This is a genomic window from Rhodococcus sp. BE178 (assembly GCF_050433545.1).
Taxonomy (GTDB): domain Bacteria; phylum Actinomycetota; class Actinomycetes; order Mycobacteriales; family Mycobacteriaceae; genus Prescottella.
Map to the genome: position 1 here is coordinate 414,871 of NZ_JBNPXA010000001.1, position 18,805 is coordinate 433,675.

18 protein-coding genes are annotated in these 18,805 nt (G+C 70.1%); 11 read left to right on the forward strand and 7 right to left on the reverse strand.

Annotation, left to right across the window (positions count from 1 at the left end; genetic code table 11):
* Positions 1-46 precede the first annotated feature (46 nt).
* Positions 47-760 carry a phosphatidylserine decarboxylase gene (locus J2X34_RS01945; RefSeq protein ID WP_429515999.1) on the forward strand — a complete coding sequence of 238 codons (714 nt, stop codon included), beginning with the start codon at positions 47-49 and terminating at the stop codon, positions 758-760.
* A 47-nt stretch (positions 761-807) separates the two neighbouring features.
* On the forward strand, positions 808-1,596 hold the full coding sequence (locus J2X34_RS01950) for a CDP-alcohol phosphatidyltransferase family protein (protein ID WP_114718611.1): 789 nt from the start codon (positions 808-810) through the stop codon (positions 1,594-1,596).
* Between the two features lie 76 nt (positions 1,597-1,672).
* Here J2X34_RS01950 and J2X34_RS01955 read toward each other — a convergent pair whose 3' ends face one another.
* Positions 1,673-2,542: an endonuclease domain-containing protein gene (locus tag J2X34_RS01955; protein ID WP_114718610.1), complete on the reverse strand. Its 870-nt coding sequence runs from the start codon at positions 2,540-2,542 to the stop codon at positions 1,673-1,675.
* Between the two features lie 175 nt (positions 2,543-2,717).
* Between J2X34_RS01955 and J2X34_RS01960 the strand changes: the two genes are divergently transcribed.
* The 3 genes from J2X34_RS01960 to J2X34_RS01970 all read left to right on the forward strand — a co-directional run bounded on the left by J2X34_RS01960 (position 2,718) and on the right by J2X34_RS01970 (position 7,714).
* Positions 2,718-4,904 (forward strand): AAA family ATPase, encoded by a 2,187-nt coding sequence (locus tag J2X34_RS01960; RefSeq protein ID WP_114718609.1) that lies wholly within the window; start codon positions 2,718-2,720, stop codon positions 4,902-4,904.
* Between the two features lie 17 nt (positions 4,905-4,921).
* A complete protein-coding gene (locus tag J2X34_RS01965) occupies positions 4,922-6,235 on the forward strand; it encodes a hypothetical protein (RefSeq protein WP_429516000.1) in 1,314 nt (437 codons plus the stop codon).
* A 96-nt stretch (positions 6,236-6,331) separates the two neighbouring features.
* Positions 6,332-7,714 carry a hypothetical protein gene (locus J2X34_RS01970; RefSeq protein ID WP_114718607.1) on the forward strand — a complete coding sequence of 461 codons (1,383 nt, stop codon included), beginning with the start codon at positions 6,332-6,334 and terminating at the stop codon, positions 7,712-7,714.
* Here J2X34_RS01970 and J2X34_RS01975 read toward each other — a convergent pair.
* A complete protein-coding gene (locus J2X34_RS01975; RefSeq protein ID WP_429516174.1) occupies positions 7,667-8,026 on the reverse strand; it encodes an NUDIX hydrolase in 360 nt (119 codons plus the stop codon). The two genes, J2X34_RS01970 and J2X34_RS01975, sit on opposite strands and share 48 nt — an antisense overlap.
* 260 nt (positions 8,027-8,286) lie before the next feature.
* On the opposite strand from J2X34_RS01975, the gene J2X34_RS01980 reads away from it, so the two are divergent.
* From J2X34_RS01980 to mnhG, 6 genes are read left to right on the forward strand one after another with little or no spacing between them, the layout of a single operon-like run.
* Positions 8,287-11,124: a Na+/H+ antiporter subunit A gene (locus J2X34_RS01980; protein WP_429516001.1), complete on the forward strand. Its 2,838-nt coding sequence runs from the start codon at positions 8,287-8,289 to the stop codon at positions 11,122-11,124.
* A complete protein-coding gene (locus tag J2X34_RS01985) occupies positions 11,121-11,687 on the forward strand; it encodes a Na(+)/H(+) antiporter subunit C (RefSeq protein ID WP_114718605.1) in 567 nt (188 codons plus the stop codon). The genes J2X34_RS01980 and J2X34_RS01985 overlap by 4 nt, the downstream gene beginning before the upstream one ends.
* The gene (locus J2X34_RS01990) at positions 11,684-13,285 is read left to right on the forward strand and encodes a Na+/H+ antiporter subunit D (protein WP_114718604.1); all 1,602 of its coding nucleotides are present in this window, start codon (positions 11,684-11,686) and stop codon (positions 13,283-13,285) included. The genes J2X34_RS01985 and J2X34_RS01990 overlap by 4 nt, the downstream gene beginning before the upstream one ends.
* Positions 13,282-13,854, forward strand: coding sequence for a Na+/H+ antiporter subunit E (locus J2X34_RS01995; protein ID WP_114718603.1), 573 nt, complete (start codon positions 13,282-13,284; stop codon positions 13,852-13,854). Before J2X34_RS01990 ends, J2X34_RS01995 begins: the two co-directional genes overlap by 4 nt.
* Entirely contained in the window at positions 13,851-14,111 is a 261-nt protein-coding gene (locus tag J2X34_RS02000) for a monovalent cation/H+ antiporter complex subunit F (RefSeq protein ID WP_114718602.1), read from the forward strand. The genes J2X34_RS01995 and J2X34_RS02000 overlap by 4 nt, the downstream gene beginning before the upstream one ends.
* Positions 14,108-14,446 (forward strand): monovalent cation/H(+) antiporter subunit G, encoded by a 339-nt coding sequence (gene mnhG, locus J2X34_RS02005; RefSeq protein WP_114718601.1) that lies wholly within the window; start codon positions 14,108-14,110, stop codon positions 14,444-14,446. Before J2X34_RS02000 ends, mnhG begins: the two co-directional genes overlap by 4 nt.
* 16 nt (positions 14,447-14,462) lie before the next feature.
* Here the strand turns inward: mnhG and J2X34_RS02010 are convergent, their stop codons facing one another.
* The 5 genes from J2X34_RS02010 to J2X34_RS02030 form a co-directional block, all read right to left on the reverse strand.
* Positions 14,463-15,794, reverse strand: a complete 1,332-nt coding sequence (locus tag J2X34_RS02010) for a DUF5933 domain-containing protein (RefSeq protein WP_429516002.1) — start codon at positions 15,792-15,794, stop codon at positions 14,463-14,465.
* A 24-nt stretch (positions 15,795-15,818) separates the two neighbouring features.
* Positions 15,819-16,937, reverse strand: coding sequence for a glutamate--cysteine ligase (locus J2X34_RS02015; protein ID WP_114718599.1), 1,119 nt, complete (start codon positions 16,935-16,937; stop codon positions 15,819-15,821).
* A gap of 99 nt (positions 16,938-17,036) precedes the next feature.
* Positions 17,037-17,747 carry a superoxide dismutase[Cu-Zn] gene (sodC, locus tag J2X34_RS02020; protein ID WP_174912812.1) on the reverse strand — a complete coding sequence of 237 codons (711 nt, stop codon included), beginning with the start codon at positions 17,745-17,747 and terminating at the stop codon, positions 17,037-17,039.
* Between the two features lie 62 nt (positions 17,748-17,809).
* Positions 17,810-18,397 (reverse strand): LytR C-terminal domain-containing protein, encoded by a 588-nt coding sequence (locus tag J2X34_RS02025; protein ID WP_429516003.1) that lies wholly within the window; start codon positions 18,395-18,397, stop codon positions 17,810-17,812.
* 72 nt (positions 18,398-18,469) lie between these two features.
* Positions 18,470-18,796, reverse strand: a complete 327-nt coding sequence (locus tag J2X34_RS02030) for a DUF3263 domain-containing protein (RefSeq protein ID WP_114718596.1) — start codon at positions 18,794-18,796, stop codon at positions 18,470-18,472.
* Positions 18,797-18,805 lie beyond the last annotated feature (9 nt).

The following is an 18,805-nucleotide window of genomic DNA, read 5'->3' on the forward strand; positions in this document are numbered from 1 at the left end:
GCACGTGCGGCGAACGCCGCATCACCCGAACAGGTAAGAGGAGCTCGTGGCACGTCGACCGACACCCCCTGGTACCCCCCAGCCCACCGGCGTCGGCCACGTCATCGGCCTCGTCAAGGCTGCCGTCCCGCCGCTGCACCCCGCCGGCCTGCCGTTCGTGCTCGCCCCGCTCGCGGTCGCAGCGGTGGGACGCAACCGCAAGTGGGTGCGCCGCGCCGGCCTCGCCTCCGCGGCAGCGTGCGCCACGTTCTTCCGTCACCCGCACCGAGTGCCGCCCAACCGGCCCGGTGTCGTCGTCGCCCCCGCCGACGGTGAGGTCGCGCTCGTCGACAGCGCGGTTCCGCCCGCCGAACTCGGCATGGGTGACCAGCCGCTGCCCCGCGTCAGCATCTTCCTGTCGGTGCTCGACGTCCACGTCCAGCGCACGCCCGTCGCCGGACTCGTGAAGAAGGTCGTCCACCAGCCCGGACAGTTCCTGTCCGCGGACCTGGCCGACGCCAGCGAGGTCAACGAGCGCAACAGCATGCTCCTCGGGACCGCCGACGGCCACGACGTCGCCGTCGTGCAGATCGCCGGCCTGCTCGCCCGCCGCATCGTGTGCGACGCCAAGGAAGGCGACAAGCTCACCATCGGCGACACGTACGGACTCATCCGTTTCGGTTCGCGGGTCGACACGTACTTCCCGGCCGGCACCGCGCTGCTCGTCGAGCGCGGCCAGCGCACCGTGGGCGCCGAGACCGTCCTCGCGCAACTGTCGTGAGACCGCCCCGCCCCAGCGGACGGAACGCGGTCCGATTACTGCCGAGCATGATCACGATCCTCGCGCTCTGCAGCGGATTGTCCGCGGTCAAGTTCGCGCTCGACGGCGAACTCGGCACCGCGCTCGCGATGATCGGGGCGGCCGCCGTCCTCGACTCGCTCGACGGACGCATCGCCCGGATGCTCGACGCCACCAGCAAGATCGGCGCCGAACTGGACTCGCTGGCCGACGCCATCTCCTTCGGCGTCGCCCCCGCCCTGGTGCTGTACGTGACGCTGCTCGACGGCAACAACTTCGGCTGGATCATCGCGCTGCTGTACGCGGTGAGCATCGTGCTGCGCCTGGCACGGTTCAACACCCTGCTCGACGACGACACCGTGCCCGCGTACACGAAGGACTTCTTCGTCGGCGTCCCCGCACCGGCCGGTGCGCTGATCGCCCTCACCCCCCTCGCCGCCTACATCCAGTGGGGCGACGGCTGGTGGTCGTCGATCGGTGTCGTCACGGTGTGGACCCTGTTGTCGGCGGCCCTGATCGTCAGCCGCATCCCCACCCTGGCGATGAAGTCCGTATCGGTGCCGGGCCGCATGGCCGCCGGACTGCTCGCGCTCGTCGCCCTCGCCGCGGCCGCCCTGGTCACCTACCCGTACATGCTGCTGATGGTCCTCGTCGCCGTCTACCTCGTGCACATCCCCTTCGCGGTCCGGTCCAAGCGCTGGGTCGCCGCGCGCCCCGAAACCTGGGACATCAAGCCGTCCGAGCGCCGCGCCATCCGCCGCGCCCCCGGCGGCAACCGCCGCTCCGCCGCCCGCCTGGGCCTGCGCCGGCCGCGGTAGTCGCCTCCGCGTTTTGCGCACTTATCGGTCTCGGGCAGGCCCCGGGAAGACCGATAAGTGCGCAAAACGTAGGCCGTCAGTGCCGCCGACGTGCACGACGCAGGGCGCCGTCGACGAGGTCGACGACCGCGACCGGATCCACGAGCATCTCGGCGGTGACGAACACGATCTCCCATCCGGCCGCGCGCAGCCGGTTCTGACGGTCGCGATCCCGGGCGAGGGCGAACTTCTCACCGTGCCAGCGCCCGTCGTACTCGACGGCCACCCGCTCCTCCTCGAAGCCGAGATCGACACGCGCGACGAACCGCCCGTCGACGTGGATCTCCACCTGCGGAGTCGGTGTCAGACCGGCCAGACACAGGCGGACCCGCAACTCCGATTCCTTGGGCGACTCGGCGCGCGGGTCGGTGAGGGCCAGCGCCTCACGCGCTCGGACGACGCCGTGGTCGCGTCGGCCGTCCAGGTAGCGCTCCATGCCCGTGCGGGACGTCAGCCCGGCGCCCAGGATCCGGTCCGCGTCCGCCACCGCACGGACCAGCGCACCGGTCGCGAGGACGTCGAACGTCATCCGCTCGGGCCGGGCGATCGCGATGCGATCCCACGGTTCGTGGTCGGACGGATCGATGGCGACGCGGCGCACCTGCAGCCCCGGACGCCGGTTGACACGGTGCCCCGGCAGCGCGATCACCTCCACCGGGTCCCACGTCGAGGCGAGCGGCACGCCCCGCACGACCGCAGCGGACCGTCCGGTCAGCACCAGCGCCCCCTCCCCGGTGAGCGCGGCCGCCCGGCACCGGAGCTCGTGGCTGTCGCGGACGACGCTCGGGCAGTACACGCCGCGAAACAGCCGCCGCACGCGCGGGCCGCGAAGCTCCATCGCCGTCAGTGCCCCGTCGCGGACCGCGTCCACACCCAGGAACACCTCGGGCAGTTCCGGTCTCCTCATGTTCGGACACCCTGCCGGACCGACCGGGCCCGAATCCGTCCTCGCACCGACTTATCCACAACCGCCGTCCCGCGATTCGCGCACTTATCGGTGTTCCCGGGGCCCCGCCGGCACCGATAAGTGCGCAAATCGCGGGGAGGGAGGGGACGCGTCGGGCCGCACTAGGCTGGCAGACGTGACCTCCCCCGAACTGACGCTCACGGTCCGACTCAACACGTCCGCCGCGGACGCCCGACGCGGTGTGGTGCGACTGCACCCCGAGGCCCTCGCGGCGCTGGGGCTGCGGGAGTGGGACGCGATCGCCCTCGTCGGGGCCCGGCGCACGGCCGCGGTCGCGGGACGAGCACCGGCCGGAACACCCACCGGCACCGCGTTACTCGACGACGTCACGCTCTCCAACGTCGGGCTACGCGAGAACGCGACGGTGGTGGTCACCCCCGTCACGGTGTACGGCGCACGGACGGTCACCGTCAGCGGTTCCTCGATGGCGCAGCATTCCGTCTCCGACACCACACTGCGACAGGCGCTGCTCGGCAAGGTCCTCACCGTGGGTGACGCCGTGTCGCTGCTGCCGCGCGACCTGGGCCCCGGCACCAGCACCGCGTCGGCGACACAGGCGCTGTCGCGCACGTTCGCGGTGACGTGGACGTCGGAGCTGCTGACGGTCACCGGCGTCGACCCGTCGGGCGGACCGGTGAGCGTGCAACCGAATTCGGCGGTGAGCTGGGGCTCCGGGGTGCCGGACGCGACACCGGCGCCGGTCTCGGGCACGCCGACCGCGGCGCCGACCGTCACCGAACCGCGGACCGGCTCGACGGTCCCCGTCGAGGACCTGGTGGGCGCCCACGCCCAGGCCGCGAAGCTCACCGAGTGGCTGGGACTCGCACTCGACGAGCCCGAACTTCTCCACACCCTCGGCGCCTCACCGCACCTCGGGGTCCTCGTCACCGGACCGGCCGGGGTCGGCAAGTCGATGTTGGCCCGCTCGGTGCTGGCGTCGCGTCGGGTCGTGGAACTCGACGGTCCGGGAGCCGGTGCGGCCGAAGCGCAGTCGCGGCTCCAGCAGGTCACGGCGGCAGTCGACACCGTCCGGTCCGGTGGCGTGCTGCTCATCACCGACATCGATGCGCTGCTGCCCGCCGTGCGCGAACCGGTCTCGACGATGATCATCGACCAACTGCGCCGCGCCGTCGACACCGAGTCGGTCGCGTTCGTCGCCACCACCGCACACCCCGAGAGCCTCGACGACCGACTGCGCGGACCGGACCTGTGCGACCGCGAGCTGTCGCTGTCACTGCCCGACGGTGCCGGGCGCCGGCAACTGCTGGAACTGCTGCTCCGCAAGGTTCCCACCGCCGATCTCGATCTCACCGAGATAGCATCACGCACTCCAGGTTTCGTCGTCGCGGATCTGGCCGCCCTGTGTCGGGAGGCGGCACTGCGCGCGGCGTCGCGGGCGAGCAGCGCCAAGGCCGAGCCCCGGCTGACGCAGGACGACCTGGTGGGCGCCCTCGAGGTGATCCGGCCGCTGTCGCGCTCGGGCACCGAGGAACTCGCGATCGGCAGCGTCACCCTCGACGACGTCGGCGACATGGTCGAGACCAAGCAGGCCCTCACCGAGGCTGTGCTGTGGCCGCTGCAGCACCCGGATTCGTTCGCACGCCTGGGCGTCGACCCGCCGCGCGGCGTCCTGCTGTACGGGCCGCCCGGCTGCGGCAAGACGTATCTCGTTCGCGCCCTTGCCAGTTCGGGTCAACTCAGCGTTCACGCCGTCAAGGGCGCCGAGCTGATGGACAAGTGGGTGGGCTCGTCGGAGAAGGCGGTGCGCGAATTGTTCCAGCGCGCACGCGATTCGGCGCCGTCGCTGATCTTCCTCGACGAGGTGGACGCCCTCGCCCCACGCCGCGGGCAGAGTTCCGACTCGGGTGTCTCCGACCGGGTCGTGGCCGCGCTGCTCACCGAACTCGACGGCGTCGAACCGCTCCGCGACGTCGTGGTGCTCGGTGCCACCAACCGTCCCGACCTGATCGACCCCGCCCTGCTTCGCCCCGGCCGGCTCGAGCGGCTGGTGTTCGTGCCGCCGCCGGACGCGGACGCGCGCAAGGAGATTCTGCGGACGTCGGGCAAGTCGGTGCCGCTCGCGGACGATGTCGACCTGGACGCGCTGGCACAGGACCTCGACGGCTACTCGGCCGCCGACTGTGCGGCGCTACTGCGCGAGGCCGCCCTCGCGGCCATGCGACGCAGTGTCGATGCCGCCGACGTGACCGCCGACGACGTCGCGGCGGCGCGGGAGAAGGTGCGGCCGTCCCTCGATCCCGATCAGGTCGCGCACCTCAAGGCCTACGCGGAGAACCGGTGAGGGGCTAGCGTCGAGGCGTGGCCCCGACCGTCCGCGTGTGGGTGCCCGCCGTAGCCGCATGGTTCGCGGGCACCCTGGCCACGTTCGTGCTCGCAAACCCGCCCGAGTGGCGCGGGACGATCAACGTGACCGGCCGCCAGCTGGAGTGGTGGCTCGACGCCCTGCCCACCGGATCCGTGATCGGCGCGGCCCTCGCGGTACCGGCATACGTGGCCCTGCGACGCGCGCATTCGCTGCGGCCGGCCTGGGCCGCGGCCGTCGTAGCAGCGAGCATGCTGATCGCGGCCCGGATCGCGGTCCCGGGCGTACGCGGGTTGGTCGAGGTGACGACCCTGCACTACGCCAAGTGCGTAGCCGCTGGGCTGCTGCTCGGTGCGGCCGTCGCCGCAGTGTGGATGCGCCCCTTCGCACGATTCGTCCTCGCCACCGCGGTCGCCTCGACACTCGTCGTCGCACACACCGCGCACGCCACCAATGAACCCAGCGTGTCGACACTGGGTCCGCCGTTCTGGTGGTTGCTCATCCCGGCGCTCGTCCTCGCCGCGGTGTGCGTGGTGATCGATACGGCCCACGTAACGACCGCCGGGACCGACCGGATCATGATCCAGGCGATCGCCGCCGCCACCACCCTCGCGTTCGCCCACCGAACGCTCGGGGCATGGATCGACGGTCAGACCACCAACTCCGAACTGCTGGTGTGGGTCTTCATCGGTGTCTGCCTCGTGCTGGTGACGGCCCTCACCGAATTCTGGGCACGACGCGTCGACAGCCCGTTCCTGCTCGCGGCGACCGCGGTGGCCGCGGCCGCCGCGCTGGTCACACCGCAGATTGCTCGACAGTTCACGCTCGAACCGTGGCTGATGGTCTCGGTCGGCGTCGCAGCGGTAGCCGGCGGGTTGGCGGTCGCGGTGCGACGTTCGTCGCCCCCACTCGGGTTCGCGCTGCTCGCGCTGATCCCGCTCTCGACCGCGATCGATCCGGACGTCGGCGACGGCCGCGCCTGGCTCCTGGCACGACTTGCGGTTCTCGGACTCGGCATCGGCCTCACCCTCGGCTCGACCCTGCCCGACGACGGTGCCCTCGCATCGCTCGGTCTCGCGGTGCCGCTCCTGTCGCTGGTGTTCACGTACGTCGCACAGTCCGACGGCGCGATCGCGATCTACAGCGGCACGCACGAACGGCCCCCGCACACCGAGGGCGGCCTGTTCGGAGCCGTCGAGCCCTACGCGCCCGTCAGCCACCTCGCCGGAGTCGCGCTCCTGATCGTCGTGCTCTACTGCGCCGTCGCGATCCGCAGGCTGCGCACCCGTCCCGCCTCCCGAGCGGAATGACGCCGCGCGTCAGTCCACGAGGCGGTCGCCGCCGGACCGGGTGGGCACCCGAAGGCCTGCACCGAGAACCGCTGAGCTGCAGGTAACGTCGGGCCGATGACCACGAACGCCCGCTTGTCGCTGACGGCCGTCGCCACCGCGTTCGCGGGAGTGCTGGGGACGTTCGTCCTCATCAGCCGCCCCCAGTGGGGACCGCTGTTCAGTGCGTCCGAGCGCCAGTTGGACGACTGGAACGCCGCCCTGCCGACCGGTGTCGCCGTCGGCTGCGTCGTCGCCGTACTCGCGTACGGGGCGCTCCAGCGCGCCGGTTCGGCTCGACCCCCGTGGATCACGGCGGTCGTGGCGACGGCTGTCCTGATCGCGGCGCGCCTGGCGGTGTCGGGCGTGAGCGATCTCGACCAGCTGACGGTGCTGTACTACACCAAGTGCGTGGCCGGCGGCGTCCTGCTGGGTGCCGTCGTGGCCGCGGCGTGGTCGCGGGCCCTCCCCCGGCTTGCCCTCACGATCGCCGTCGCCGCGACGTTCGTCGTCGCCCACACCGCGCACTCCGACTGGACACCGAGCACGTCGATGCTCGGCGAGCCGTTCTGGTGGGTGCTGGTTCCCGCGATCGTCCTCGCGGCCGTGTGCGCGGCGGTCGACACCGACACACCCGCACGCGCCGACGCCGGGACTGTGCGCGAGGCGATCGCGGCGGTGTCGACGCTCGCCGTCGGGCACCGCCTCCTCAGCGCGTGGATCGACGGCCAGAGCGGGTCACGGTTCCGGCTGTGGATCGTCGTCGGGCTGTGCCTCGTGCTGGTCGTCGCGCTCACCGAGTTCTGGGCGCGGCGCCTCGACTCGCCGTTCCTGCTCGCCGCCACCGCCGTCGCGGCGACCGCACCGATGGTCACGACGCTCCTCGCCGACGATCATCTCCGGCTGCAGCCCTGGCTGCCAGTAGCCGTCGGAGTCACGGCGGTGGCCGCGGGCGTCGCGATCGCGCTGCGCCGACCGTCGCCGCTGATCGGCCTATGCCTGCTCGCGGTGATCCCGCTGTGGACCGCCGTCGACCCGACGGCGACCGACAGCCGAGCGTGGTTCCTCGTCGAACTCGCGGTCCTCGGTGTCGGGATCGGACTCGCCCTCGGCTCGACCCTGCCCGACGGCGGAGCCGTCGCCGCGCTGGGCCTGGTCGTGCCGCTGCTGTCGCTGGTGTTCACGACGCTGGTGGGCGTCACGACCTCGTTCGTGGTCTACAGCGGAAGCTACGAGCCGCTGCCGGACGTCCCGTTCAACATGCCCAACGGGTTGTCCACGTCGGAGGCAATCGAGATTTTCGTCGACAGCGATCCGTGGCCGTCGAACGTCACTTTCGACCGCGGCGCCGGCGTCGCGCTGCTGCTGGTCGTGGTGTTCTGCGCGCTCGCGATTCGGGGACTCCGGGCACGACTAGTCGACCAGGTCCAGTTCCCGGAGCCGCGCGAAGACGAGCCGTGAACCGGGCGCGGTCTCGGGCATCGCGGCGTACTCGGCCTCCGTGAACCAGCGGATCTCGGCGACCTCGCTGGTGGCCTGCGGCTCGTCGGCGAGGTCGGCGAGGAAGCACGTCATGTGCAGGCGGGTACCGGGCTGGTGCCCGAAGGCCTCCGCCTCGAACACACCCAACCGAATGAGCGTCCCGTCCACGATCCCCGCGTCGAGTTCCTCACGGACCTCCCGGTGCAGGGCCTGTTCCGGGGTCTCACCCGGGTCGATCTTGCCGCCGGCCATGTAGAAGGCGGTCTTGCCGGCGGATCTGGCCTGCAGCATGCGGCGGTCCCGGATATGCGCGAGAGCGGCGGTTCGGATCACGGTGGGGTTCTCGTCGGACACCTGTCGCAACGTACCCCCGTCTGGGTTCGACCACCCATCTACCACGGTTTGTCCGCTTTGTACCGATTGAAACTTCGATTTGGACACTTAGTAAGATAGACCCCGTAGTCCCCTTCGCTAGCTAAGCGAACGGTCTACCCGACTCTCGGTTCTACCGATTCGTCACCCCGCCGCCCGACAACCCGACGGAGTGCCATTTGCTAGTCGTATTGATCGCCCACGCGATAGCCGCCGTTCTGGCTCCGCTCGTCGTGCGATCAATAGGACGCAACGCGTTCTTCCCGCTCGCGCTGGTACCGCTCGCGAGCCTCGGCTGGGTCATCGCGAACTGGGGCACCGAGCAGTCCCTGCACATCCAGTGGGCGCCCGGCCTGTCCATGGACATCGACATGCGGTTCGATTCGCTGGCCGCCATCATGTCGGTGCTGGTCCTGGGTGTCGGCGCACTGATCCTGGTCTACTGCGCGCGGTACTTCAAGGACGACGAACCCCGCCTCGGCATCTTCGCCGCGGAGATGGTCGCCTTCGCCGGCGCCATGTTCGGCCTCGTGACCAGCGACAACATGCTGATCCTCTACACGTTCTGGGAACTGACGACGGTCCTGTCGTTCCTGCTCGTCGGCCACTACGCCGAGCGCGCCACCAGTCGCCGCGCGGCGACCCAGGCGCTGCTGGTGACCACGGCGGGCGGACTGGCGATGCTGGTCGGCATCATCATGCTCGGCCAGCAGGTGGGCAGCTACAACCTGTCCGACGTGGTCGCGAACCCGGCGAGCGGCTGGCTTGCGAGCGTCGCGATCGTGCTGGTGCTGATCGGCGCGCTGTCGAAGTCGGCGATCTTGCCGCTGCACTTCTGGCTGCCCGGTGCGATGGCCGCACCCACCCCGGTCAGCGGGTACTTGCACGCGGCCGCGATGGTCAAGGCCGGCATCTACCTGGTGGCCCGCCTGGCCCCCGGCTACGCGGACTCGCCGCCGTGGCGGGTCACGATCATCACGCTCGGGCTGGCGTCGATGCTGCTCGCCGGCTGGCGCGCGCTCCGCTCGTTCGACCTCAAACTCGTGCTCGCGTTCGGCACCGTCAGCCAGCTCGGCTTCCTCATGGTGCTCGTCGGCGTCGGCTCCCGCGACGCCGCGCTGGCCGGCATGACGATGGTCGTCGCGCACGCGATGTTCAAGGCCGCACTGTTCATGGTGGTCGGCATCATCGACCACACCACCGGCACCCGCGACATCCGCAAGCTCGCCCGGCTCGGCCCCAGCGCGCCGTGGCTGGCGACGATCGCGGCGCTGGCGGCGGCGTCGATGGCCGGCCTGCCACCGTTCCTCGGCTTCGTCGGCAAGGAAGCCGCCCTCGAATCGATCCTCGACGCGAGCGTGCTCGAGCCGTGGGCAAGCACCACGATCGTGGTCGCGATGGTGCTCGGCTCGATCCTCACCGTCGCGTACAGCATCCGATTCGTGTGGGGCGCGTTCGGTCGCAAGCGGCTGCGCAAGCCCAGCGCCGCGGTCGCGAACATGCACGCCCCGGGCGCCCTGTTCCTGGCGCCGCCCGCGCTGCTCGCGGTCGCGGGTCTGGCCGCCGGTCCGCTGTCGCCGCAGCTCGAGAAGCTGCTCACGCCGTACTCGACGACGCTGCCCGCCGGCCCGCACGCCGACTACCACCTCGCGCTGTGGCACGGCTTCAACCTGCCGCTGCTGCTGACGTGTGTCGTGATCGTGGTCGGTGCCCTGCTGTTCGTGGCGCACCGCTGGGCCGTCGCGCGGCTGCGGTTCCAGCATCCGCCGCTCGGCAACGCCGACCGCGTGTACGACGCCACCCTGCGTGGCATGGACACGCTGTCGATGCGTCTGACCGGTTTCACCCAGCGCGGTTCGCTGCCGCTGACGCAGTCGACGATCCTCGCGACGCTGGTGCTGCTGCCGGTGATCCTGCTGGCCCTGCGCACCGATGTGTGGGCGGACATCCGGCTGTGGGAATCGCCGCTGCAGCTCACCGTCGGCCTGATGATGATGGCGGCCGCGCTGGCCGCCACCGTGCTGCGCAACCGCCTGGCCGCGGTGATCCTCGTCGGGCTCAGCGGCTACGGCTGCGGCGTCATCTTCGCGCTGCACGGCGCCCCCGACCTCGCGCTCACCCAGTTCCTCGTCGAGACCCTCACCCTGGTGATCTTCGTGCTGGTGCTGCGCAAGCTGCCCGCCGAGGTGGACGAGCGGCAGGCCATCGGCTTCAAGCTGCCGCGCGCGATCCTCGCGGTGGGCGTCGGCGCCGCGGTCACCACCATCGCCGCGTACGCGATGAACGCCCGGAATTCGGTGCCGATCTACCACCAACTGCCCGACGCCGCGTACCTGCTCGGCAACGGCCGCAACGTGGTCAACGTGCTGCTCGTCGACATCCGCGCGTGGGACACCCTGGGCGAGATCTCGGTGCTGCTGGTCGCGGCAACCGGCGTCGCGAGCCTGGTGTTCCGGCACCGCCGGTTCGGTACCGCACCGCGGGTCGCCGACGCCCCGTCCATCGTGCTCGACGCCGCGTCGGCGAGCACGGAGACGACGTGGCTGCGCGGCGGCGACCTCATCGATCCGCGACACCGTTCGCTGGTGCTCGAGGTGACCACGCGCCTGATCTTCCCGACGATCATGGTGCTGTCGGTGTACTTCTTCTTCTCCGGCCACAACGCCCCCGGCGGCGGGTTCGCGGGCGGTCTGACCGCGGGCCTGGCGCTGGTGCTGCGTTATCTCGCCGGCGGCCGCTACGAACTCGGTGAGACCATGCCCATCGACGCCGGCAAGATCCTCGGCCTGGGCCTCGCGCTCGCCGCCGGTACCGCGCTGACGTCGCTGTTCCTGGGCGCGCCGCCGCTGTCGTCGGCAGTGTTCGAGGTGACGCTGCCGCTGCTCGGCCACATCAAAATCGTCACCGCACTGTTCTTCGACCTGGGGGTGTACCTGATCGTGGTGGGTCTCGTGCTCGACGTGCTCCGCAGCCTCGGAGCCCGACTCGACGCACAGGTCGAGGTGAACGCCCGATGAGCGCCGACCTCGCCACCCTGATCGTCATCGGCGTGCTGACCGCCGCCGGTGTGTACCTGCTGATCGAACGCAGCATCATGCGGATGCTGCTGGGTCTGCTGCTGGTCGGCAACGCCGTCAACCTGCTGATCCTCACGGTCGGCGGACGCTCCGGCAACCCGCCGATCGTGGGTCGCGAGTCGGTGCACGAGGAGATGGCCGACCCGCTGGCGCAGGCGATGATCCTGACCGCGATCGTCATCACGATGGGCATCGCCGCGTTCGTGCTGGCCCTCGCCTACCGATCGTTCAAGATCAATACCGCGGACCGGGTCGAGGACGACCCCGAGGACACCAAGGTCTCCAAGCGGCGCACCCCGGCCGAGGCGCCGGACCGCGACCGCTCCGACGACCCGATCACCGGCGCGCCCAGCAAGAGCGGCGACGCCTTCGACTCGGAAGGCAACCCGATCCCCGTCGACCAGCTCGAGGATCCCGAGGACTACGAGTCGTTCGAGGACCTTCTCGAAGGGGACGGCGACGCCGAGACCGTGGACGCCGAGACGCCGGGAGGTCGGCGATGACGCTCTCCCCCGCACTCATCGGCACCCTCGCCCCACTGCCGGTCCTCATCCCGATGATCGCCGCGGCGGTCACGCTCATCCTCGGCCGCCGGCCCACCGCGCAGCGCTGGGTCACCCTGGCCGCGCTCACCGCGGTCACCGGCGTCTCGGCGATGCTGCTGTATCTCGCCGACCGGCACGGCACCACCGCGATCCAGGTGGGCGGCTGGGACACCCCGATCGGTATCACGCTGGTCGTGGACCGGTTGTCGGCGCTGATGCTGCTGGTGTCGTCGATCGTGCTGCTCGCCGTCATGATCTATTCGATCGGTCAGGGCATCCGGGACGGGCACGAACACCAGCCGGTGTCGATCTTCCTGCCCACGTACCTGGCGCTGACGGCCGGTGTGTGCAACGCGTTCCTCGCGGGCGACCTGTTCAATCTGTACGTCGGATTCGAGGTGCTGCTGGCCGCGAGTTTCGTGCTGCTGACGCTCGGTGCCAGCGCCGACCGCGTCCGGGCGGGCGTCTCGTACGTCATGGTGTCGATGGTGTCGTCGCTGATCTTCCTGTGCGGTATCGCGTTCGCGTACGCCGCGACGGGCACCCTCAACCTCGCGCAGATGGCGTTGCGGTTCGACGACATCCCCGCCGGCACCCGGATGGCGATCTTCGGTGTGCTGCTGGTGGCGTTCGGCATCAAGGCGGCGGTGTTCCCGCTGTCGACGTGGCTGCCCGACTCCTACCCCACCGCCCCGGCCCCGGTCACCGCGGTGTTCGCGGGCCTGCTCACCAAGGTCGGTGTGTACGCGATCATCCGCGCGCACACGCTGCTGTTCCCGCAGGGCGAGCTCGACAAGGTCCTGATGGTGTGCGGCCTGTTGACGATGATCGTCGGCATCCTCGGCGCCATCGCGCAGAGCGACATCAAACGTCTGCTCTCGTTCACCCTGGTCAGCCACATCGGTTACATGATCTTCGGTGTCGCGCTGTCCACCCAGTCGGGTCTGTCCGGGGCGGTGTACTACGTGGCGCACCACATCATCGTGCAGACCACGCTGTTCCTGGTGGTGGGTCTGATCGAACGACAGGCCGGGTCGTCGTCGCTGCGCCGCCTCGGCGGTCTCGCCGCCGCCAGCCCGGTGCTCGCGATCGTGTTCCTGGTGCCGGCGCTGAACCTCGGCGGCATCCCGCCGTTCTCCGGGTTCATCGGCAAGATCGCGCTGCTGCAGGCCGGTGTCGCGCACCCGAGTGTGCTGTCGTGGCTGCTGGTCGCCGGTGGCACGGTCACCAGCCTCCTGACGCTGTACGTCGTGGGCCGCGTGTGGACCAAGGCGTTCTGGCGGGCCCGCGCCGACGCCCCCGAGGGCGAGCTCGCCGACGTGAGCCCGTCGGCACTGATCGACGAGTCCGAGGAGGACATCGCGTTCGTCGACCGCGAGGACGTGGGCCGGATGCCGGTGTTCATGCTGGTGCCGACGATCGGACTGGTCTGCGTCGGTCTGGCGCTGACGCTCTTCGCCGGCCCGATGATCGGGATCAGTGACCGCGCGGCGCAGGACCTGCAGAATCGGGATGTCTACATCACCGCCGTACTGGGCGAGGGAGGTGACCGATGACCCGCGAACGCGTACTCCGCGTCGGCGTCCTCGCGTGGCTGACGGTGGTGTGGATCCTGCTGTGGGGCACGTTCAGCATCGCGAACGTGCTCGGCGGGCTCGTGGTGGGGCTGCTGATCATGTGGCTGCTGCCGCTTCCCCGGGTACCCGTCGAGGGCCGGGTGCATCTGCTGTCGATGATCAAGCTGGTCTGGATGATCATCTTCTATGCCGCGCAGTCGAGCGCGCAGGTGGCATGGCTGGCGATCCGGCCGGGGCCGCCGCCGGTGACCGGCGTGCTGCGCTGCAAGCTCGGCATCAAGTCCGACCTGGTGCTGACGCTGTGCGTCGACGTGCTCAACCTGATCCCCGGCACGATGGTGCTCGAGGTGGACCAGGCCCGGCGCGCGGTGTACGTGCACGTGCTCGACGTCGGCACCACCAAGGCCGTCGACCAGTTCTACCGATCGGTGCGGGAGCTCGAGCGGTTGTTCATCGCGTCGTTCGAGCGTGATTCGGAATGGCAGCCGGCTCCGTGGCACCTGCGGGACTACGAGTACCACGAAGAGGGCAGGGAGGATCGAGCATGACAGCCGTGATGATCATCGCCGGAGTGATGCTGGTGGTGGCGGCGTTGCTCACCACCTACCGACTGCTCGCCGGGCCCGGCAGCCTCGACCGCCTGGTCGCGATGGACACCCTCATCGCCACCGCGATCTGCGGGCTGTCGGTGTGGGCGGCCTACAGCGGCGACACCACGATCGTGCCCGCCATCGTCGCGCTCGCCCTGGTCGGCTTCGTCGGCTCGGTCAGCGTGGCCCGATTCCGGGTGAGTGACGACTCGTGAACACCTTCCTCGACGTCCTCGCGGCGATCTGCATCCTCACCGGATCGTTCCTGGCGCTCACCGCCGCGATCGGCATCGTCCGCTTCCCCGACACCCTCTCCCGCATGCACGCGGCCACCAAACCGCAGGTCGTCGGCCTGGTGCTGGTGCTCGTCGGCGCGGTGATCCGGCTGCACGGCAACGTCGACATCTGGATGCTCGTGCTCATCGGCCTGTTCACGCTGCTGACGGCCCCGGTGATCGCGCACAGTGTCGGCCGTGTCGCCTACCGCGAACAGCGCGGGCGCGACGGGCTGCTGATCAACCGCGACGAGGATCCGGGCACCTTCCGCTAGCTCGCGTTTTGCGCACTTATCGCGCGGACGGGCCGTCCTCCGACAGCGACAAGTGCGCAGAACGCGGGGAGGAGGGGTCCCGGTAGAACGTGCGCCAGTAGCCGTAGGCGAAGAGCGCGGGGACGCCGAGGAGCAGCGGCGCCGAGACGGCCGGGTACTCCGCGATCTCCACGGCCAGGAATCGGTAGCTGAGCAGCAGGGCGGCGATCAGGACGGCGCCGGACGCGACGAGCCGCAGCCGGAACCAGCCCCAGCCGCGTTCGGGGGCGCGCAGCGCGGATTCGAGGGTGAGGGTCAGGACGGCGCCGGCGATGAGGTCGACGCCGTAGTGGTAGCCGAAGCCGAGGGTCGCGGTGAGGGTGCACAGCAGCCAGAACATGCCGCCCCAGCGCAGCCACCACGGGCCCTGCCGGGAGTGCAGGAAGATGGCGAGCGCCCACGCGGTGTGCAGGCTGGGCATGCAGTTGCGCGGGGTGGCGTCGTCGAACGGCATCGCCGACGGCGTCAGGTCGAACGGGACGACGGACGGCCAGAAATCGCCGACCTGGAAGCCGTTGCCGTCGGCGCCGAACGCGAAGATCGGTCCGACGACGGGGAACAGGATGTAGAAGACCGGCCCGACGAGTCCGATCAGCAGGAACGTCCGGACCAGGTGGTGTGACGGCCAGCCCTTGCGCAGCTGGTACAGCGCGACGACGATCGCGGCGACGGGCAGTTCGATGTACACCCAGTGCAGGACGCCGTAGCCGACGGAGCCGAGGGCGTCGACCACCTCACCCATCACCCAGGACGGGTTGCCGAGGGCGTGGTCGGCGAGCTGGACGTACTGGTCGAGGACCTGAGGTCCGGCGAGGATGGTGATGTGCAGCCACACGTCGCCGAACTTGGTGGCGACGATCAGCAGTGCGCCGAGGCCGACGCCCATGAGAGCGCTGCGGCGCTGTTCGCCCTGCCACTTCGCACCGGCGTACACGCCGATCGCGGTCAGCACGATCACCGCGCCGTTGCCGACGGTGAGGGGCCCGCCGGCGAGGTAGCGGATCGCGGCGATCACGACGTCGAGAGCCACGGCGCTCGACAGCGCCAGCACCCGCTGCCGGTTGGTCAGCCCCACCATCGCGAGGGCGAGCCCGGCCCACGGCACGGACGCCGACTTGGGGGTGCCCGCAAAATCGTTGAAGAGGCTCGTCAGCGGCCCCTCGAAGCCGCGTGACGACGCGAAGATCTGCAGCGCGATCAGGATGGCGAGACCTGCCGCAACGACGCCGCCGAGCAGGAGACTTCGGGTTCGTCCGTCGAGCCGTCTCGGCTCCGTCCGCGCGCCACCGTCCACTAACACGCCGTTCATAGTAAACGGCGGGTGAATTCGCGCTTACGTGTCCAGTTCCTCGACGAGCGAGCGGACCACGGCGCGCAGGTCGCCACCGGTCGCGGCGGCCACCTTGCGCTGCCGCTGGTACGACGCCCCGCGGCGCGGGATGTCGGCGACGCGGGCCAGTTCGTCGGCGCAGCCGAGCCTCACCGCGGTGGGGGTGAGTTGCTCGAGCAGGTCGTCGAGGTCGTCGGTGACGAGCCGTTCACGGTTGTCGGCGCCGAGGATCACTTCGGCGTCGAGGCCGTATCGGGCTGCGCGCCACTTGTTCTCCTGCACGTGCCACGGCGGCATCGACGGCAGCGTCTCCCCCGCCTCGAGACGGGTGTCGAGATCGACGATGAGGCAGTGGATGAGCGCGACGAGGGCGCTCAGTTCGGTGCGGGAGGAGACGCCGTCGCACACGCGGACCTCGATGGTGCCCCAGCGCGGCGCGGGCCGGATGTCCCAGTGCAGGCCGCCGAGGTTCTCGATGACGCCGGTGGTGAGCTGGTCGTGGACGTAGCCCTCGAACTGCGTCCAGTCGTCGAACTGGAACGGCAGGCCGGCGGTGGGCAGCTGCTGGAACATCAGCGCGCGGTTGCTGGCGTAGCCGGTGTCGACGCCGGTCCACATCGGCGACGACGACGAAAGAGCAAGCAGGTGAGGATATTTCAGCAGCAGCGCGTTGAGGATGGGGAAAACCTTCTCCTTCGTCGAGATCCCGACGTGCACGTGCACACCCCAGATGAGCATCTGCCGGCCCCACCACTGCGTGCGTTCGATCAGCTCGTCGTAGTGGGGGGTGCGGGTGAGCAACTGCGTGGACCACTGTGCGAACGGATGGGTGCCTGCGCACATCAGGTCGACCCCGAGCGGATCAGCGGCCCGGCGCACCAGCGACATGGTCTCGGACAGGTCGTCCATGGCCTCGCCGACGTTGTCGCAGATGCCGGTCACGAACTCGACGGTGTTGCGCAGCAACTCCTTGGTGACCCGAGGTTTCTCGGCGAGTTCACCGACGCCGTCGAGGACGGCTGCGGCGGTGTTGGACAGATCGCGAGTGGTCCGGTCGACCAGCGCGATTTCCCATTCCACCCCGAGGGTCGGACGCGGCGAACCGGCGAAAGGGACTCCCACATCACCGATCCAACCACAGCGTCCGAGCGCCCGCAGGACGCGAAACGGCGGGGCCGTGATGGCCCCGCCGTTGTCAGTTCTCGCGTCGGTCGGACGTGATCAGCCGCCGATGACGCCGCAGGCGACGCGGCCGCCGGCGTCGCCGGTCGCCAGGGTGGCCTGGTCCGGCACCGGAGCGTTGTCGGGCAGCGTGTAGCGGGTGGGGATGTTGGCGAAGTTGTCGGCGCCCGCGTGGATCATCAGCGCGGTGCCCTTGCCGCCGTTCTTCAGGTCCGCGAGGGTGAAGGCGTTGGTGGTGGTGACGAGGTAGCCCTTGCCGTCCTCGCGGACCTCGAGGGAGGTGAGATCGCCGCTGGCCGGGTGCCCGGTGTGGCCCTCGACCTGGAAGTGGCCGCCGGCGGACAGGAAGTTGCCGGGCTCGCCGCCGGTGGGGGCGACGGAGTTGGGCTCGCACTTGCCGACCGAGTGCACGTGCAGGCCGTGGAAGCCGGGCTCGAGGCCCTGCGCGTCGACGGTGATCTCGACGTAGCCGGCGGTCTCCGCGAGGGTGGCGGTGCCGACCGAGGTGCCCTTCGCGTCCTTGAGCTGCACCGAGACGGTGTCGGACACGGCGGGGCCGGAGGTGTTCTCGGAGCCGCTCTCGGCGTGCGAGCCGCTGGGGGCAGCGGAACCGGTCCACACCGGCGGGGTGGTGCCGGGGACGTCGGTGGGCTCCTCGTTGTTGGAGCACGCGGTCAGCCCCAGAGCGGCGATCGCGACCAACGGGGTCACGACGCGCCAGGACTTGCGACGGGTGGAATGCGAGGCCATCGAACCGCTCCTTCGAGATGGTTGAAATCTGCCGATGATCATAACCAGCGGGTTTTCGCGGGCTAGTTGGAGGTGACGATCACGATCACGCCGGGCGAGGCGCTGGAGATGCCGGCGAAACGCGGTTCCGCGGTGACACCCAGTTCCGCCGCGATGGCCTGTGCGGCCTGCTTCTCGGCGGCGGTGTCGCCGTAGTAGACGGTGGTGTTCTGGATCAGGCCGTAGCTGTAGTTGCCGGTCTCGGAGACGTTCCAGCCGCTCGATGTGAGTTCGCTCGCGGTCTGGCCGGCGAGACCGGAGACGGTGCTGTTGTTGAACACCCGCACCGGAATCGACTTGTCGACGCGGGCGGACGTGGCGGCCGACGCGGAGGTGGTGGCGGACCCGGACGGCGCGGAACTGGTGGCCGTCGTCGTCGTGGCCTCGGCCGCCGAGGTGGTGGGGGGCGCGGCGGTGGTGGTGCGCGCGGCGGCGGGGGCCGCGGCGGGCGCAGAGGTCGTGGTGGCCGCGGTCTCGGGTGCGGCCTCGTCGGAGTCCGAGCCACCCAGGGAGGCGGCGCCCAGCCCGGCGAAGAGGATCGCGAGGGCGATCAGCACCATCGCGAGGGCTCGCAGCGGGGGGCCTGACGACTCTGGGTTCGGGGTGGTCACTGTTCCGACCTTAATCGGCACGTCGGACTGTTCTCGTAACGAGGTGACGACGACCGGGGGTTGAATGGCGGCTTACGTGGAGATGTCGAAGCCCAGGCGGCGGGCGGCGCGGGCCTTCTGTCGGCTGGCCCGCAGGCGACGCAGGCGCTTGACCAGCATCGGGTCGGCCGCGAGAGCCTCGGGACGATCGACGAGCGCGTTGAGCACCTGGTAGTAGCGAGTGGCCGACATGGAGAAGAGCTCCTTGATGGCTTCTTCTTTGGCGCCGGCGTACTTCCACCACTGCCGCTCGAAGGAGAGAATGTCGTGCTCGCGTCGGGTGAGGCCGTCCTCGCCGACCTCGTTGCTCGACGCGCCGTCGCTGCGTTCAGACTGGTTCCGGGCTGCTGCGCCGTCCATCTCACTCCT

Excerpts from the sequence above, each read along its gene's own strand:
- J2X34_RS01950 (WP_114718611.1), top strand. The coding sequence starts at position 808 with ATGATCACGATCCTCGCGCTCTGCAGCGGATTGTCCGCGGTCAAGTTC.
- J2X34_RS01955 (WP_114718610.1), bottom strand. The coding sequence starts at position 2,542 with ATGAGGAGACCGGAACTGCCCGAGGTGTTCCTGGGTGTGGACGCGGTC.
- J2X34_RS01970 (WP_114718607.1), top strand. The coding sequence starts at position 6,332 with ATGACCACGAACGCCCGCTTGTCGCTGACGGCCGTCGCCACCGCGTTC.
- J2X34_RS01975 (WP_429516174.1), bottom strand. The coding sequence starts at position 8,026 with ATGCTGCAGGCCAGATCCGCCGGCAAGACCGCCTTCTACATGGCCGGC.
- J2X34_RS01985 (WP_114718605.1), top strand. The coding sequence starts at position 11,121 with ATGAGCGCCGACCTCGCCACCCTGATCGTCATCGGCGTGCTGACCGCC.
- J2X34_RS01990 (WP_114718604.1), top strand. The coding sequence starts at position 11,684 with ATGACGCTCTCCCCCGCACTCATCGGCACCCTCGCCCCACTGCCGGTC.
- J2X34_RS01995 (WP_114718603.1), top strand. The coding sequence starts at position 13,282 with ATGACCCGCGAACGCGTACTCCGCGTCGGCGTCCTCGCGTGGCTGACG.
- J2X34_RS02000 (WP_114718602.1), top strand. The coding sequence starts at position 13,851 with ATGACAGCCGTGATGATCATCGCCGGAGTGATGCTGGTGGTGGCGGCG.
- J2X34_RS02010 (WP_429516002.1), bottom strand. The coding sequence starts at position 15,794 with ATGAACGGCGTGTTAGTGGACGGTGGCGCGCGGACGGAGCCGAGACGG.
- sodC (WP_174912812.1), bottom strand. The coding sequence starts at position 17,747 with ATGGCCTCGCATTCCACCCGTCGCAAGTCCTGGCGCGTCGTGACCCCG.
- J2X34_RS02030 (WP_114718596.1), bottom strand. The coding sequence starts at position 18,796 with ATGGACGGCGCAGCAGCCCGGAACCAGTCTGAACGCAGCGACGGCGCG.